The sequence below is a fragment of the Sphingobium sp. CECT 9361 genome (assembly GCF_918741285.1).
Taxonomy (GTDB): Bacteria; Pseudomonadota; Alphaproteobacteria; order Sphingomonadales; family Sphingomonadaceae; genus Sphingobium.
Genome location: NZ_CAKKNC010000001.1, coordinates 1112989 through 1127786, shown reverse-complemented (window position 1 = coordinate 1127786; position 14798 = coordinate 1112989). Strand labels below are relative to the sequence as shown.

Sequence of the window (14798 nt, the reverse complement as noted above, 5' to 3'; positions counted from 1 at the left end):
GCCTTGGCGGGCAATTTTTTCAAGGAGGGTTGGGGCTTCATCTTCGTTCCTTCGTCACTACGACGAAGCCCCAACCCTCCTTAAATCACAACCTCAAATCTGTGCCATTGGTGCTGACGGGGAACAACCGACTTCGAGCCGCTTTGGCCGGAGCGCATAATCATCATAGCCATCGGAGTTGACCGGCAGCAGATCGCGATCTTCGGCATAAAGCAGGAACAGCAACCGATAGAGCAGGACCAGCGAGGCGTCGCGCACTTCCTCCAGCGGCGTCTGCGGCGAGGCCCCCGCAACCGCAGTGGTCAGTGCCGGGAAGATTTCGTCGAAAACGAGCTTGGACAGCGACTTGGCAACGCGCTCTTCATAGAACGCAGCTTCAGCCCGTGCGCGTTCGTGGAAGGAGCGGCCATCGGCACCGGTCTTGGCGAACGCGGTGCGCGAGAACACTGCCGCGAAGACGCGCAGGGCATGGTCGCGCGCAATGTTATCGATACTTGTTTGGTCGCGGACATCGAGCGCAAGTGCGCCAGCGAGATCGACCTCCAGAAACTCTTCACTGACTGAACGCGCGCCCGCCCAGTAAAGCCGCCAGCGTGAGCCATTGGTGAGGATGCCCCAACGCAAACCATGCTCGCTGTTGTCACCGATGCGACGGAGATAGCGCAGCATCTGGGTGGAGGGCGCGACCGCATCTTCGCGTCCCACCGCACGATCCAGCGGCCTTGCCCAGCGCTTGCTCTCGACAACCGCAGCGCCATGTTCGTAGCGACGCCATTCCTCTGGCTGGGCGTTGGCGCGATCCTTGGCGCCATCGTCAATGAACAACAGACCATCGGGAACGTCGAGTCTGCCACCAGCAGAGAGATTCTGTTGTCTCAGGCTCTCCGACCAACCCAATTCGGCAAGAATTGGCCAGATGAAATCATCTTCCGTCTGGCTTTCGTTCGGCGATGATTCTCGCGGGAACCGGTCCGCGATGGCGATCAGGGCAGATCGAAGCGCACCAACATCAACCGCCCGGTATTCGGTCGATTGCCGGATGGCTTCTTCAAGATAATCAGTCGTTAGGAACGATCCGGCGAACAATTGCATTGGTATCGACTAGCAGCCAATTTCGTGTGGTTCCACGAAAGGTTTTCCACCAGTGCGCCTATGAGCTGCTTTCGGCTTCGAACGCCCGCTTGCCCTTGCGCTTCCACAGCACCAGCGCCTGCTCCCGTTCCTCGCCACGCAGCTTGGCAGCAACCGTGAGGAACGCGCCGTAGATCGTGGCTCGATCATCGTCGGCGAGTTCGACCAGCCCGGCCTTCACCACCAGGCCGCCCAGTTCGATCAGTTGTCGCGTGCGTTCGCGTCGTTTGACTTGCCATTCGCGCATATCGGTTCGCGCCCTTCGTGCCTCAAGCCGATGCCGAGCCGCCGTCAAGCGGGAGAGCGCCATTCGGCTGGCCTTGAGTTCCGTCGCCACGCTTGCGCGCCTTGCCCTGAAAGAAGGCCGTGCCCCGCTTGCGCCACGCCTCCTTCCTTTGAGCGTCACTGGTTTCAGCAATGACCAGCAGCGCACCGGCCAGCGTTTCCGCGTCGGTGGCATCGGCTCCCGTGGCGATCACCAGTTCGCCGAGTTGCTGCACGCGGCGTTCCTTCAGTTGCTTAGCCTTGTCGGCAAGCGCCTTCAGCTCCGAATCAAAGTCACGTGGTTTACGCATCGAAGTTCTCCATTGAGAGGTGATGCGCTGATGATAATATCGATGCTCTCCCAATGCTGTAGAGTCGTCGAGACGGCCTGATACTGGATAGTCCCGAGCAGGATTTTATCATGGGAGGGCGCGCTTATACGTCGTGCCGACGTGGCGCTCATGGCGTAGATGGATTGCCGTCATGGCGATCTTCCACCTTTCCGTTAAAGTCATCAGCCGGTCGAGCGGGCGCAGCGCCGTGGCCGCAGCAGCTTATCGCGGAGCCGAGCGTTTGCACGACGAACGGCTCGACCGCGACCATGACTTCACCAACAAGGACGGCGTCGTCCATTCCGAAGTGCTGCTGCCGGAAGGCGCGCCGGAGGAATTCGCCGACCGCGAAAAGCTCTGGAACACGGTCGAGGCCGCCGAGAAGCGCAAGGACGCGCAGCTTGCCCGCGAGGTTGAATTCGCCATTCCGCGGGAGCTGACCAGGGAACAGGGCATCGAGTTGGCGCGCGAATTCGCCGAGGCCGAATTTGTCGAAAAGGGCATGATCGCCGACCTCAATGTCCATTGGGACATTGGCGCGGACGGCCAGCCAAAGCCGCACGCCCATGTCATGCTCACCATGCGCGAGGTTGGCAAAGACGGGTTCGGCGCGAAGGTGCGCGAGTGGAACAAGGCCGAACTGGTCGAGCAATGGCGCGAACGCTGGGCCGAGCATGTGAACCAGCGCCTGGCAGAACTCGATATCGACGCGCGGATCGATCATCGCAGCCTTGAGGCACAAGGCATTGCGCTGGAGCCGCAGGACAAGATTGGCCCCGCCGCATCACGCATGGGCGTGCGCGGACTTGAGGCCGAACGGATCAAAGAACATCGCGCTGTCGCGCAGCGCAATGGCGAGCGGATCATCGCCAATCCCGCTGTAGCGCTCGACGCGATCACCCACACCCAGGCCACGTTCACGAACCGCGACCTTGCCATGTTCGTGCACCGTCACAGCGACGGAAAGGAGCAGTTCGATCTGGCCATGAGCGCGGTTCGCGGATCATCCGACCTTGTCGCACTGGGCAAGGACGGACACGGCGAAGAGCGGTTCACATCGCGCCAGATGATTGAGACCGAGCAGCGGCTTGGCCGCGCTTCGGAATTGCTGGCAGAGCACGAGCGACATGGCGTCAAAGGCAATGGCAAGGAAGGAGCGCTGGCGCGGGCAGCGGAGCGCGGCCTTGCGCTTTCCGGCGAGCAACGCGCAGCATTCGAGCATGTCACCGATGGGCGCGGCCTCAGTGTCATTGTCGGCTATGCCGGGACCGGCAAGAGTGCGATGCTGGGCGTCGCGCGCGAGGCTTGGGAAAGCGCTGGCTATACCGTTCGCGGTGTCGCCCTTTCCGGCATTGCCGCCGAGGGGCTGGAGCATGGTTCAGGCATTGCATCGCGCACCATCGCGAGCCTTGAACACCAGTGGGGCCAAGGCCGCGAATTGCTCACGTCGCGCGACGTGCTGGTCATCGACGAGGCAGGCATGGTCGGCACGCGCCAGATGGAGCGCGTGCTCTCCCATGCCGCCGATGCAGGCGCGAAGGTTGTCCTGGTTGGCGACCCGCAGCAGCTTCAGGCCATCGAAGCCGGAGCGGCCTTTCGTGCGATCCACGAACGGCGCGGCGGCGTCGAAATCAGCGAGGTACGCCGCCAGCACGAAGGCTGGCAGAAGGATGCCACCCGGCATCTCGCTACCGGGCGCACAGGCCTTGCCATTCAGGCCTATGGCGAACGGGGTATGGTCAACGCCGCCGAGACGCGGGAGGATGCACGCGGCGAACTGATCGAGCGTTGGGACCGCGACCGGCAGGCCAACCCTGACGATACGCGCATCATCCTCACCCACACCAATGACGAGGTGCGCGAACTCAATGACGCCGCGCGCGGAAAACTGCGCGCCAGTGGCGAGCTGGGCGACGACGTGACCATCCGCGCCGAACGGGGCGAGCGTCAGTTCGCCAGCGGCGACCGCATCATGTTCCTGCGCAATGAGCGGGGTCTGGGCGTCAAGAATGGCACCCTTGGCACCGTCGAACAGGTGACGCCGCAACGCATGGCCGTGCGCACCGACGATGGTCGCAGTGTCGCCTTCGACACCAAGGATTATGCGAACATCGATCACGGCTACGCCGCAACGATCCACAAGGCGCAGGGCATGACCGTGGACCGCGCCCATGTGCTGGCGACGCCGGGCATGGACAGCCATAGTGCCTATGTCGCGATGTCTCGCCACCGTGACGGCCTTGCCCTGCATTATGGCCGCGACGACTTCGCCGATCAGTCGAAACTTGTCCGCACTCTGAGCCGCGAGCGCGGCAAGGATATGGCCAGCGACTACAAGCCAGAGCAGCGGTTCGCCGAGCGGCGCGGCATTACCTTCCGCGAACGTATCGTGGAAATGGCCCGTCAGTTGCCGGAGCGCGCTAAGTCGATCTTCGACGGTTTCCGCCCGCAGGCCAACCGGCTCGAAGCGCTGCCGACCGATCAGGCTGGCCTTCCAAATCAGCGCCGCGCCGTCGAACGCTATGCCCGTGCCGCCGCAGACATCGGGCAGATGCGCGAACAGGGATTGCCGGTCCTGCCCCACCAGCGCGACGCGCTGGAGAAGGCCGGGAAGGCACTCGACGCGATCCGGCCCCATGGTACAGCCGACCTTGCCAGCGCCTTGCAGCGCCACCCCTCGCTCGCCCGAGATGCCGCCGATGGTCGCAGTCAGGGAGCGATGCGGGCGATGCAGCTTGAAGCAGAAATCCGCGTCGATCCCGCGCAGCGCGCCGACCGCTTTGTCAGCGACTGGCAGCGGCTGGGGCAAGCACGGCAAGCGATGCAGCGCGATGGCGACACCAATGGCGCGCAGAGGCTCACCAACCGCATGACGGACATGGCGAAGGGGCTGGAGCGCGACGCGCAGGTCGAATCCCTGCTGCGCGGTCGCACCCGCGAGCTTGGCATCAAGACAGAACTCGGTCGCGATCTGGCCCGCGACCTTGCCGCTTCCATCTCGATGGAGCGGAGCCGGTCAATCGGCATGGGCCTGTAGGAGAAGCGTAATGGATACCGATGATGATGACGTAGAATTGACCTTGGACCTTGAGCCGGAGCCGGACCCCGTTCCCGACGCGCCCGTTCCGGAGGCCGCAGGCGACCCCGCCGCCGAGGCGTTTGCCCGCCTTGAAGGTGAATTGGCTTTGATGCGCCGTGCGGTTCAGCACCTTGCCGCCGAGCGCGCCGACATTGTTATTCCCGACTACGGCGCGACTCTCACCGACATGGCCAAGCGAATGGGCGCGATCAGCGAGAGCCTGAAGGGCATGGCGCGCCATCCCGCATTGCAGATGACCCCTGACAGCATTGGCAATCAGATCGCCGCCGCAGCCGAAGCCGCGCGACGCAGCGATCAGGACAGGATAAGCCAGGCTCGGAGCGACTTGAACCAAGCTACGCAGGAAATGCGCAACGTCACGGCTCATGCGCGCACTGCCGCCGAGCAGCGGCAGCAGCTCTACCAGGTGGCAGGCGGAGCCTTGCTTGCAGGCATCCTGCTTTGGTCCTTTCTTCCTGGCACCATTGCCCGTGTCATGCCGGAAAGCTGGCACTGGCCCGAGCGCATGGCAGCGCGGATGGTTGGCGCATCCTCCCGCTGGGACGCGGGTGCACAGCTGATGCAGAGCGACAGCCCCGAGGCATGGAATGCGCTGGTACGGGCCGCTGACATCCAGCGCGACAACCGCGATGCCATTGACGCTTGCCGGAAGACCGCTGCAACGTCGCAACAGCCAGTGCGATGCACCGTCAAGATTCGTCAAAGCAGTCAAGAAGGGGAAACAGCCGCAACGCAGGTGGAGGCCGCGACACGATCCCAGAAAGGGGCATAACAGCCCATTCCGACCTGCACAAAATGTGGGAACGAATGTGGTTTCGATTTTCCGGAAAAGTCATTTTATCGTTTGAAAACAAAGCAATAAATGACTTGAATGGTAGCGGAGGAGGGACTTGAACCCCCGACACGCGGATTATGATTCCGCTGCTCTAACCAGCTGAGCTACTCCGCCCCGAAATCCGCTTAAAAAGCAGGCCGCGATGGGCAACCGGGCCGCCATTGGCGTCACGGTGAGGCGGCGCTATACGCAGCCTTGTGATGGCGGTCAACCGCTCGTGTAAACATGTCGTGTCACCCCTTAAAGATCGCCGGGACTTGCCTTGCGCATTCTGGCGCGCCAAGGACGGCAGCAACTTGAAAATCACAGGGGCATAGGTGACGGATGAGCTATTATGACGTTCTGATCGTAGGCGCGGGCCATGCGGGCGCACAGGCCGCAATCCAGCTTCGCCAGATGGGGTTCGAAGGCTCCGTCGGCATGCTGGGCGATGAGCATGAGCCGCCCTATGAACGCCCCCCCTTGTCCAAGGAATATCTGGCAGGCGACAAGCCGTTCGAGCGCATTCTTATCCGCCCGCACAGCTTCTGGGGCGAGCGCAATATCGACCTGCTCCTTGGCCAGCGCGTCAAGAAAGTCGATGCCATGGCAAAGATCGTCACCGTCGGCGACGACAGCGAATTTTCCTATGGGCAGATGATCTGGGCGACCGGCGGCACCCCTCGCCTCCTGTCCTGCGCAGGCAGCGATGCCAGCGGCATCCATTGCGTGCGCCGCCGCGACGATGTTGATGCGATCATGGCCCGCCTGCCCGACGTCAATCATGTCGTCGTCATCGGTGGCGGCTATATCGGGCTGGAAGCAGCCGCCGTGCTGACCAAGCTGGGCAAGTCCGTCACATTGCTCGAAGCCCTGGACCGCGTGCTGGCACGTGTCGCCGGCGAAGAACTCTCCCGCTTTTACGAAGCCGAACATCGCGCGCATGGCGTCGATCTGCGCACGAGCACGATGGTCGATTGCATCGAAACCGATGGCGGGCGCGCAACGGGCGTGAAGCTGGCCGATGGCACGATCATCGCGGCGGACATGGTGATCGTCGGCATCGGCATCATTCCGGAAACCGGCCCGCTGATCGCAGCGGGTGCGACCGGTGGCAATGGCGTGGACGTCGATGCGTTCTGCCGCACCAGCCTGCCTGATATCTATGCCGTGGGCGATTGCGCCTCGCACGCCAATGGCTTTGCCAGCGGCGCGCAGATCCGCCTCGAATCGGTTCAGAACGCCAACGATCAGGCAAAGGTCGCCGTGCAGCACATCATGGGTCAGGAAAATGCCTATGACGCCGTGCCGTGGTTCTGGTCCAACCAATATGATCTCAAGCTGCAGACGGTGGGCCTGTCCACCGGCTATGACAGCACCATCCTGCGCGGCGATCCGGCGACACGCAGCTTCTCGGTTCTGTATCTGAAGGCTGGCAAGCTGATCGCGCTCGATTGCGTCAACATGGTGAAGGATTATGTGCAGGGCCGCGCCCATGTCGTGTCCGGCGCGGTGCTGGATCAAGCGCAACTGGCCGACGCCAGTGTGCCGCTGAAGGAAGTCGGGCTGGCCTGAGACGGGTCAGCCGCGAAAACGGTAAGCGCGGATGGCCTCCCACGGGCCACCGCGATACCACCACGCGGCCAGCCCGCTGATAGCGAAAGGCCGGGGCTGAAACGCAGCCTTCAGCGCAATGAACAGCGCACGCGAGTCCTCCGGCGACACCTTGTTCTGGATCGTGACGTGCAAGCGTGGCGGCGCGCTGTCCTGCGGCGTCAGCAGCCCGTGAAACGCCTCCGCCAGATCGCGCCGCATCTCCGCCAGCGCCGGACATTCGATCCGATAGGCCACCCCCCGCCCCAGATGCAGCACATCCGATAAAGTCGCGCTCGGCGGCGGCCCCGCACAAAGCATCTTCAACCGCTCACACAATTCCCCCTCCACCGACGGCGGCAAATGGTGGAACAGCGTGATATGCGCAGACAAAACATTACGCTCCGGCGGGAAATGCGCGCGCCGCAATCCATCGACCCATGCAAAGTCCGCGTCCCCCATCGTCGCTGTCACGATGATCGGCGCAGCCTGCGCCATCAGGCGCTTGACCCTTTTTTCAGCGCCTCCGCCAGCGATACCGTCGCACTCCCGCGCCGCGCGGGCTTGGGCTGCGTCGCATCGGGCTTCCAACCCGAAAGATAGGCTATCGCGAAACGCTCGGTCGTCTTGCCATCAGGATCGGCGGCCTGCGCGAATATCTCGGCCGCCCGCCCCAGCACCGCACGGCTCAACATCGGCGGGCGAGAGCGCAGCATGTTGGACGCCCCCATCCCGCGCAGATCGCCCAGCAACCCAAACAGGCTACCATAACGCACGTTCAGCACATCCCCGTCGGCGACCGGCATCGCCAACCCCGCACGGCTCAACAGGTCGCCCGCCGCCCGCACATCGATCTGCGGATGGATATGCTGCCCCACCCGGTCGCCTTCCGCCGCCAGCAAAGTCGCGCGCAACACGGGCAACGACCCCGCTCCCGCAAATGCCGCCAGCAGCAGCCCGTCCGGCCGCAATATCCGGCGCATCAGCACCAGCGCACCGGGCAAGTCGTTCACACTGTCCAGCGTCCCACACGCCACGATCAGGTCGAAACTATCGTCAGCAAACGGCAATGCGTCCTCATCCGCCTGCACCCCGCCGCAGGCCGCTGCATTGACATAGCCCGGATCGGTGCAGACCACCCGCTTGCCCATCGCCGACAATTGCGCCGCCAGATAAGGCGAAGGACAGCCGACCACCAGCACATCGGCCAGATCGCGCTTCACGTCCGCCAGCCGGTCGATCAGTTCGTCCGCCATGTGCCGATAGAGGAAATCATGCGCGGCAAAATCCCGCGCTGCCCGGTCCCGCCGGATCGCGCGCAGGCGATGGTCGAAAATCTCCGGGGCTTGGGGCGAGTCGGACATAGCTTTTAGAATACCGTAGAAAAAGGAGGCGGCGCGCCTTGTGCTACGCGCCACGTCGGGGAACAAGGGGCTATGCGCGCGCTGTTCCGTTTCGTCCCTTCCCCCGTCCGGCACCTGACGCGCATCGCCGTCGATTATGCGCTGCCCCCGCGCTGCCCCGGTTGCGGCGTCATCGTGGAGGACGATCATCGGTTCTGCCTTTCCTGTTGGCAGGGGATGACCTTCCTCGGCTCGCCCTGCTGCGACTGCTGCGGCATCCCCTTCCCCTTCGACATGGGGCCGGATGCGCTCTGCGGTGCCTGCCTTGCCGATCCACCGGAAATCGACCGCGCCCGTGCCGTGCTGGCTTATGGCGACGTTGCCCGCACCATCGCGCTCAAACTCAAATATGGGCGGCGCATCGGCCTTGCGCGTCTGATCGCGGCGCAGATGGTGCGCCATGTGCCGGAGGGGGATCGGGACACTATGCTTATCGTCCCCGTGCCGCTGCATCGCTGGCGCCTGTGGTGGCGCGGCTTCAACCAGTCGGCGATCATCGCGGACCATCTCGCCCGGTTGAGCGGCATTGCGGTGGACAACGAAATCCTCATCCGCACCCGCCGCACACCCCCGTTGCGCGGCATGGGACCAAAAGCGCGGCGGAAGGCGGTGCGCGGTGCGTTTCGTTTGTCGGGCGCAAACCCCAACCCGCTGAAGGGCCGCAACGTCATCCTGATCGACGATATCCACACCAGCGGTGCAACCGCCGATGCCTGCGCAGCGGCATTGCGGAAAGGCGGCGCGCTATCCGTTACCCTTTTATGCTGGGCGCGCGTTATGCCCGAAACAACGGAGCAGGCCGATTGACAAACGACGCTCCGCTGCCAATCTCTACACAAAGGAGTTTCCCGTTTAATGGCGCACGTTGAAATTTATACAAAGGCGTTCTGCGGCTATTGCGCGCGCGCGAAGTCATTGCTGAATGACAAGGGTGTGGCGTTCGAGGAATTTGACATCACCATGGGCGGGCCAAAGCGGGCCGAAATGCTGGAACGGAGCAATGGCGGCGTAACTGTGCCGCAGATTTTCATCGACGGTAGCCATATCGGCGGCAGCGACGATCTGGGACGCCTCAACCGCGAAGGCAAGCTGGACGCGCTGCTGGGCCTTTGACCGTCATGCGCGCTGCGCTTTTTCAGATGACCAGCGGGATCGATCCGTCGGCCAATGCCGACGCGATCGTCGATGCGGTGTGGCGCGCCAAGGCGCTGGGCGCAGACATGCTGTTCACGCCCGAAATGGCGGGCTATCTCGACCGGGATCGCAAGCGCGCGGCGGATCGTGTCACCAACGAAGTCAACAATCTGGTGCTGACGCGTGTCCGCGAAGCCGCGGCCAAATCGGGCATCTGGGTCCATCTGGGATCGCTGGCCTGTTCCGACGAACGCGAAGATGGCCGGTGGAGCAATCGCTCCTTCATGATCGACGACAGCGGTATGATCCGCGCGCGCTATGACAAGATGCACCTGTTCGACGTCGATCTTCCAACAGGAGAAAGTTGGCGAGAATCAAGTACTTATGCCCCAGGCGAGACCGTGGTAGCCGTCGATACGCCATTTGCGCGTGTCGGCTTATCGGTCTGCTACGACCTGCGCTTCCCGGACCTCTACCGCGCCCTGACCAATGCCGGGGCCACTATCCTGCTCGTCCCCGCCGCCTTCACCGTCCCCACCGGCGAAGCGCACTGGCACACCCTCCTGCGCGCCCGCGCCATCGAAGCCGGCGCCTTCGTCATCGCCTGCGCGCAGGTCGGCCAGCACGCAGATGGACGCACGACCTACGGCCACAGTCTGGTCGTCGACCCGTGGGGCACGACCCTGCTCGATATGGGCGATGTTAGAGAAGTTACGGTCGTCGACATCGACCTTGATCAGGTCGCCGCCGTCCGCGCCCGCATCCCCGCCATCGCCAACCGCCGCCCCGTTCCTCCGGTAGTGACCATCACATGATCGTATTCGACCTCAAATGCAGCCGCCACGGCCACCCCTTCGAAGCATGGTTCGGCTCCAGCGCCGATTATGAGGATCAGCGCACCCGTGGCTTGCTAACCTGCCCTATCTGTGGCGACCCGGACATCGACAAGGCGCTGATGGCGCCCGCCATCCCCGCCAAGTCAAACCGCCGCAGCGATACACCCGCCCTCTCTTCCGTCGCCATGGCGCAAGGCCCGCAAGCTGTGGAGGCCGCCAAGGCCCGCGCCGTCATCGAACAGCTCGCCAAGGCGCAAAGCGAAGCGCTCAAGGATTCGCAATGGGTCGGTCGCCAATTCGCCGATGTGGCGCGCGCCATGCACTATGGTGAGCAGGATCACGCCAGCGTCCACGGCGAAGTCGCCCCTGAAGAAGCCAAGGCGCTGATGGAAGAAGGCGTCCCCGTCGCCCCCCTGCCCTTCCCGGTCATCCCGCCCAAGGCGCAGAACTGACCACCCTGCCTCCCGCCCTGTAAACGTAACAAATTGTTACCTCGCCGTTATAAAGTATAGCGGCGCCGGCTTACCGCATCCAAAACTGTTTTTCGGTGTTATGCGTCCGCCATCTCGGGAGATAAGAGTGATAGTCGATGCCGTTCCACGCATCAGCCATATCGTGCGCGATGTCTGGAAACCCCTGCTGGTTCTCGCGATCTGGGATGTCGCGGTGACCGTCGTTTATTACGTCCTGCCGTTCAAGGCACCTGCACTGCCGCTCACCATCTTCGGTACGGCGCTCGCACTGTTCCTGGGTTTTCGCGACAATTCCGCCTATCAGCGCTGGTGGGAAGGGCGCGTGCTGTGGGGCGCGATGATCAATGCCTCGCGCAGCCTCGCCCGCGCCGCCAACAACTTCCTGCATCGGGAAGAAGCAACCAGCCTGCGCCGCTCCATCGTGCTGCGTCAGGTTGCCTATGTGAACGCCCTGCGCTGTCAGTTGCGCCGCCAACCATGCGATGAGGAAGTGTTGCGCTTTCTGTCGAGAGGCGAAGCGGAGCCTACCCTGGCCCGCGCCAATCCCTCCAACGGCCTGCTCGACGGCACCGGCCATCGCATATCGGAGGCACAGCGCGCCGGGTGGATCGACACCATTCAGCAGACGCAGATGGAACAGGTACTGATCGACATCGCCAATGCACAGGGCGGGATGGAGCGGCTGAAGAACACCCCGCTACCCAATCAATATCGTTTCTTTCCCTATTTCTTCACTCACCTGTTCTGCATCCTGCTGCCCATCGGTCTGGTGGAGACGCTGGGCTTTGCGACGCCGCTCGGCTCGACCGTCGCAGGCCTCATGTTTCTGGCGGTGCTGCGGATCGGCGACGATCTGGTCGATCCCTTCGCCAACACTGTGCACGACGTACCCTTGAGCGCGATGTGCCGCACGATCGAGATCGACTTGCTGCAGGGCATCGGCGAAACCCCGCTTGCCCCAGTCAAACCTGTTAATGGCGTGCTGTGGTAGATGATCCCGCACAGCACACTGTCCTACGCCCCCTTCACCCCTTAAAGGAGATTATTATGCCCACTTCCGGCCAGCCCACCCCTGACGAAGCCCTGCAACGCCTCAAGGACGGCAACGCTGCTTTCATGGCGGACAAGCCTGTCGAAGCGGACGTGTCCCGTGATCGCCGCCTCGAATTGGCGCAGGGTCAGCAGCCTTTCGCCACGCTCGTCGGCTGCTCGGATTCGCGCGTCGGCCCGGAACAGCTTTTCGGCGCAGGTCTGGGCGAACTCTTCATCGTCCGCACCGCAGGTAACAACGTCGACACTGCCGGTATGGGCTCGATCGAATATTCGGTCATGGCGCTCGGCGTGCCGCTGATCGTCGTGCTGGGTCATGAAAAATGCGGCGCGGTTGCCGCCGCGACTGACATCGTGACGAAAGACGCGCGTTTCCCCGGCAGCATCGGCCGCATGGTCGAACCTATCCTCCCAGCCGTCATGGCCGCCCAGCGTGCCCATCCCGACGGCGACCTCGTCGAGCACGCGGTTGAGGAAAACGTCCGCCGCATGGTAGAACGGCTGCAGGAATATTCCGAACCGATGCTGCTGGAACCGCAACAACGCGGTGAACTCAAAGTCGTCGGCGCCGTCTACAGCCTCTCCACCGGCGAAGTCCGCTGGCTGTAACTAAACGAATGGGGCGGCGGGTCGGGTTAAGCATCTGACCCGCCACTCGGTCAGAGCAGGAAGTCCGATGCACTCAAAGTCGGTTTGTTAGACAGCAGCGCAATCTGGATCTGCGCCTCACCGCCAACGCCATCGGGATCATAATAGAGTATCCCGGTCGCCTTGTTATAAATGACATGATGATCCGCCGTCGCCGCCTTCGTCCCCGCGTTGAAATATGCGGCAGGCAACCTTGTGGGAAATTCTACGTCGCCAAGGCCAGTGAAAACCTCATGTGGCAGGAACATTTGATCTCCGCCTACCCCGAAATCGGTGATCGTATCCCGCTCCGCCGATGATTGCAGGGCTTCGAAGTAAAATGTGTCGAAGCCATTGCCGCCAGTAAGCGTATCAGCATCCTCGCCACCAAATATCGTATCGTGCCCATCGCCACCTGAAATATTATCGCGCCCGGTATATCCAAACAGCAAGTTCGATCCTGCATTGCCAACGATCATATTGGCGAGACCATTGCCGGCTCCGGAAATGTCGTCAGCGCCCGTCAGCCGAAGGATCTCAAGGTTGTAGAATAGAAACGTACCGACGCTGGCGAAAACCGTATCCGTGCCTTCCCCATCTTCTTCGATCAGCGATGTGGGGTTAGTATCGATATCAACAAAATAATGGTCGTTACCCGCGCCGCCATGCAACTCGTCGTTACCTAAAGACGCATACAGCTTGTCCTGGCCCTCGCCCCCGAACAGCCGGTCGTTGCCGATCCCGCCTTTCAGGATGTCGCTGCCGCTGGTGCCGATTAACGTGAAATCCTCGAAACCGCTGAACTGGCCGGTTCCCAGTTTGAGCGACCCATCAGCGCCCCATACGACTTTGGCGGAGGCTCCGGCACTCATCTGGAGCGTCAAACGGTCGTTCCCCTCGCCCCCCAGCATGGTCAAGACCGTGCCCGTGAACAAAGGTGCCGTATCGACCGAAACGAAGTCGTCGGACTTACTGAGGGTCAGATACAGTTTTTCGATATTGCGTACGCCATTGCCGCCTACTCTGCCCTGCAACCCGCCCAGACCGTCCGCAACCAGATCGCTGTAACGATCGGCATACACTCCGCTCAGGTTGACGCTGGCAAAGTCGATGCCCGCGCCGCCATCGATCGACATGCCCCGTGGCCGGGTGAGGCGGAACACATCCGCGCCTGCCCCGGAATTGATCGCACCGTTCCACCCTTCGTTCATAGTGATCGTGTCCGCGCCCGATCCCAGCACGGCGTTCACGACTTCAACATTCTTTGCCGTCACCACGCCCGCAATGGACGCAGTGGCTTTCAAGCGGTCATGCACCAGCGCATAGGACGCGATGCTACCGCCCATTTCGATAGACAGCGTGTCCCAATCGTCGCCCCCGTCCACGATATCCTGTCCGCCATGCACGATGATGGTGTCGTTGTGCGCGCCGGTTGCGATGGCGCTTGTTCCCACGCCGACGGACACGATGTCAGATCGCGCACCGGTCGTGATCGTATTGATACCGCCACCGACATACAGCTGAAACGCTTCGAAATTGGTCAGCGTCAGACCAAGATTTTGCGTAACCGCGCCGGTCGCATCCACCTTGAAAGACACGTTGTCGAACGTGGGAGCGTCGAACTTGAAGCTGTCGATACCCAATCCGCCGTCGACAGAAACGACCTTTCCGTTAAACGGCTTCAGGGCCGTAAACTCGAATTGGTTGGTGCCGTTATCCAGCCGCAAATCCAGTGCTTCGATCCGTCGAAAACTGACGAAATCACTGGCCAACGGAAAACCGATGGTGCCGCTCAACGCATCGTCCATCGTGATCCAGGAATAGGATGTCGGCCGCAGTGCGGAATAATCGACGATCAGCTTGTCGTAACCGCCTGCGCCATCCACCTCGTCCGAAAAGCCGGTCAGCGCGTTGAGTATGTCGTCCTGCTCGGTTCCGACAAGTCTGTCGCTGCGTATAGTCCCGGTAATGATGGCCATGACAATCCCCCCTGATCGCGTATCGTCTAGCAACGGCCCGGTGATTGTAAAAGCCTGATTAA

15 protein-coding genes and 1 tRNA gene are annotated in these 14798 nt (G+C 62.3%); 9 read left to right on the top strand and 7 right to left on the bottom strand.

Going from position 1 to position 14798, the window contains the following annotated elements; all coding sequences use genetic code 11:
• Positions 1–93 precede the first annotated feature (93 nt).
• The 3 genes from LQ220_RS05220 to LQ220_RS05210 are packed head-to-tail and all read right to left on the bottom strand — an operon-like array spanning position 94 to position 1706.
• On the bottom strand, positions 94–1092 hold the full coding sequence (locus tag LQ220_RS05220) for a hypothetical protein (protein ID WP_230187195.1): 999 nt from the start codon (positions 1090–1092) through the stop codon (positions 94–96).
• Between the two features lie 58 nt (positions 1093–1150).
• Positions 1151–1378, bottom strand: coding sequence for a conjugal transfer protein TraD (locus LQ220_RS05215; RefSeq protein ID WP_230187194.1), 228 nt, complete (start codon positions 1376–1378; stop codon positions 1151–1153).
• A 22-nt stretch (positions 1379–1400) separates the two neighbouring features.
• A complete protein-coding gene (locus LQ220_RS05210) occupies positions 1401–1706 on the bottom strand; it encodes a conjugal transfer protein TraD (protein WP_230187193.1) in 306 nt (101 codons plus the stop codon).
• A 172-nt stretch (positions 1707–1878) separates the two neighbouring features.
• Here LQ220_RS05210 and traA point away from each other — a divergent pair, with 172 nt between their 5' ends.
• Both traA and LQ220_RS05200 read left to right on the top strand, forming a co-directional pair.
• A complete protein-coding gene (traA, locus tag LQ220_RS05205) occupies positions 1879–4764 on the top strand; it encodes a Ti-type conjugative transfer relaxase TraA (RefSeq protein WP_230187192.1) in 2886 nt (961 codons plus the stop codon).
• Between the two features lie 10 nt (positions 4765–4774).
• Positions 4775–5599 (top strand): DUF6118 family protein, encoded by an 825-nt coding sequence (locus tag LQ220_RS05200; protein ID WP_230187191.1) that lies wholly within the window; start codon positions 4775–4777, stop codon positions 5597–5599.
• Between the two features lie 100 nt (positions 5600–5699).
• Here LQ220_RS05200 and LQ220_RS05195 read toward each other — a convergent pair.
• Positions 5700–5776: transfer RNA gene (locus LQ220_RS05195), tRNA-Met, on the bottom strand.
• 210 nt (positions 5777–5986) lie between these two features.
• Here LQ220_RS05195 and LQ220_RS05190 point away from each other — a divergent pair.
• On the top strand, positions 5987–7216 hold the full coding sequence (locus LQ220_RS05190) for an FAD-dependent oxidoreductase (RefSeq protein WP_230187190.1): 1230 nt from the start codon (positions 5987–5989) through the stop codon (positions 7214–7216).
• 6 nt (positions 7217–7222) lie between these two features.
• Here the strand turns inward: LQ220_RS05190 and LQ220_RS05185 are convergent, their stop codons facing one another.
• Complete coding sequence (locus tag LQ220_RS05185; RefSeq protein WP_230187189.1) at positions 7223–7732, bottom strand: 2'-5' RNA ligase family protein; 510 nt, start codon at positions 7730–7732, stop codon at positions 7223–7225.
• Entirely contained in the window at positions 7732–8598 is an 867-nt protein-coding gene (locus tag LQ220_RS05180; protein WP_230187188.1) for a class I SAM-dependent methyltransferase, read from the bottom strand. The genes LQ220_RS05185 and LQ220_RS05180 overlap by 1 nt, the downstream gene beginning before the upstream one ends.
• Positions 8599–8670: 72 nt before the next feature.
• Between LQ220_RS05180 and LQ220_RS05175 the strand changes: the two genes are divergently transcribed.
• The 6 genes from LQ220_RS05175 to LQ220_RS05150 all read left to right on the top strand — a co-directional run bounded on the left by LQ220_RS05175 (position 8671) and on the right by LQ220_RS05150 (position 12739).
• Complete coding sequence (locus LQ220_RS05175; protein ID WP_230187187.1) at positions 8671–9444, top strand: ComF family protein; 774 nt, start codon at positions 8671–8673, stop codon at positions 9442–9444.
• A gap of 48 nt (positions 9445–9492) precedes the next feature.
• Positions 9493–9750 (top strand): glutaredoxin 3, encoded by a 258-nt coding sequence (gene grxC / locus LQ220_RS05170; protein ID WP_230187186.1) that lies wholly within the window; start codon positions 9493–9495, stop codon positions 9748–9750.
• A gap of 5 nt (positions 9751–9755) precedes the next feature.
• Positions 9756–10586 (top strand): carbon-nitrogen hydrolase family protein, encoded by an 831-nt coding sequence (locus LQ220_RS05165; protein ID WP_230187185.1) that lies wholly within the window; start codon positions 9756–9758, stop codon positions 10584–10586.
• Positions 10583–11059: a DUF1178 family protein gene (locus LQ220_RS05160; protein WP_230187184.1), complete on the top strand. Its 477-nt coding sequence runs from the start codon at positions 10583–10585 to the stop codon at positions 11057–11059. The genes LQ220_RS05165 and LQ220_RS05160 overlap by 4 nt, the downstream gene beginning before the upstream one ends.
• A 127-nt stretch (positions 11060–11186) precedes the next feature.
• Complete coding sequence (locus LQ220_RS05155) at positions 11187–12071, top strand: bestrophin family ion channel (RefSeq protein ID WP_230187183.1); 885 nt, start codon at positions 11187–11189, stop codon at positions 12069–12071.
• Between the two features lie 56 nt (positions 12072–12127).
• Entirely contained in the window at positions 12128–12739 is a 612-nt protein-coding gene (locus LQ220_RS05150; protein ID WP_230187182.1) for a carbonic anhydrase, read from the top strand.
• Positions 12740–12789: 50 nt separating this feature from the next.
• Here LQ220_RS05150 and LQ220_RS05145 read toward each other — a convergent pair whose 3' ends face one another.
• Entirely contained in the window at positions 12790–14736 is a 1947-nt protein-coding gene (locus LQ220_RS05145; RefSeq protein WP_230187181.1) for a calcium-binding protein, read from the bottom strand.
• Positions 14737–14798 lie beyond the last annotated feature (62 nt).

Excerpts from the sequence above, each read along its gene's own strand:
- LQ220_RS05220 (WP_230187195.1), bottom strand. The coding sequence starts at position 1,092 with ATGCAATTGTTCGCCGGATCGTTCCTAACGACTGATTATCTTGAAGAA.
- LQ220_RS05215 (WP_230187194.1), bottom strand. The coding sequence starts at position 1,378 with ATGCGCGAATGGCAAGTCAAACGACGCGAACGCACGCGACAACTGATC.
- LQ220_RS05210 (WP_230187193.1), bottom strand. The coding sequence starts at position 1,706 with ATGCGTAAACCACGTGACTTTGATTCGGAGCTGAAGGCGCTTGCCGAC.
- traA (WP_230187192.1), top strand. The coding sequence starts at position 1,879 with ATGGCGATCTTCCACCTTTCCGTTAAAGTCATCAGCCGGTCGAGCGGG.
- LQ220_RS05200 (WP_230187191.1), top strand. The coding sequence starts at position 4,775 with ATGGATACCGATGATGATGACGTAGAATTGACCTTGGACCTTGAGCCG.
- LQ220_RS05190 (WP_230187190.1), top strand. The coding sequence starts at position 5,987 with ATGAGCTATTATGACGTTCTGATCGTAGGCGCGGGCCATGCGGGCGCA.
- LQ220_RS05185 (WP_230187189.1), bottom strand. The coding sequence starts at position 7,732 with ATGGCGCAGGCTGCGCCGATCATCGTGACAGCGACGATGGGGGACGCG.
- LQ220_RS05180 (WP_230187188.1), bottom strand. The coding sequence starts at position 8,598 with ATGTCCGACTCGCCCCAAGCCCCGGAGATTTTCGACCATCGCCTGCGC.
- LQ220_RS05175 (WP_230187187.1), top strand. The coding sequence starts at position 8,671 with ATGCGCGCGCTGTTCCGTTTCGTCCCTTCCCCCGTCCGGCACCTGACG.
- grxC (WP_230187186.1), top strand. The coding sequence starts at position 9,493 with ATGGCGCACGTTGAAATTTATACAAAGGCGTTCTGCGGCTATTGCGCG.
- LQ220_RS05165 (WP_230187185.1), top strand. The coding sequence starts at position 9,756 with ATGCGCGCTGCGCTTTTTCAGATGACCAGCGGGATCGATCCGTCGGCC.
- LQ220_RS05160 (WP_230187184.1), top strand. The coding sequence starts at position 10,583 with ATGATCGTATTCGACCTCAAATGCAGCCGCCACGGCCACCCCTTCGAA.
- LQ220_RS05150 (WP_230187182.1), top strand. The coding sequence starts at position 12,128 with ATGCCCACTTCCGGCCAGCCCACCCCTGACGAAGCCCTGCAACGCCTC.
- LQ220_RS05145 (WP_230187181.1), bottom strand. The coding sequence starts at position 14,736 with ATGGCCATCATTACCGGGACTATACGCAGCGACAGACTTGTCGGAACC.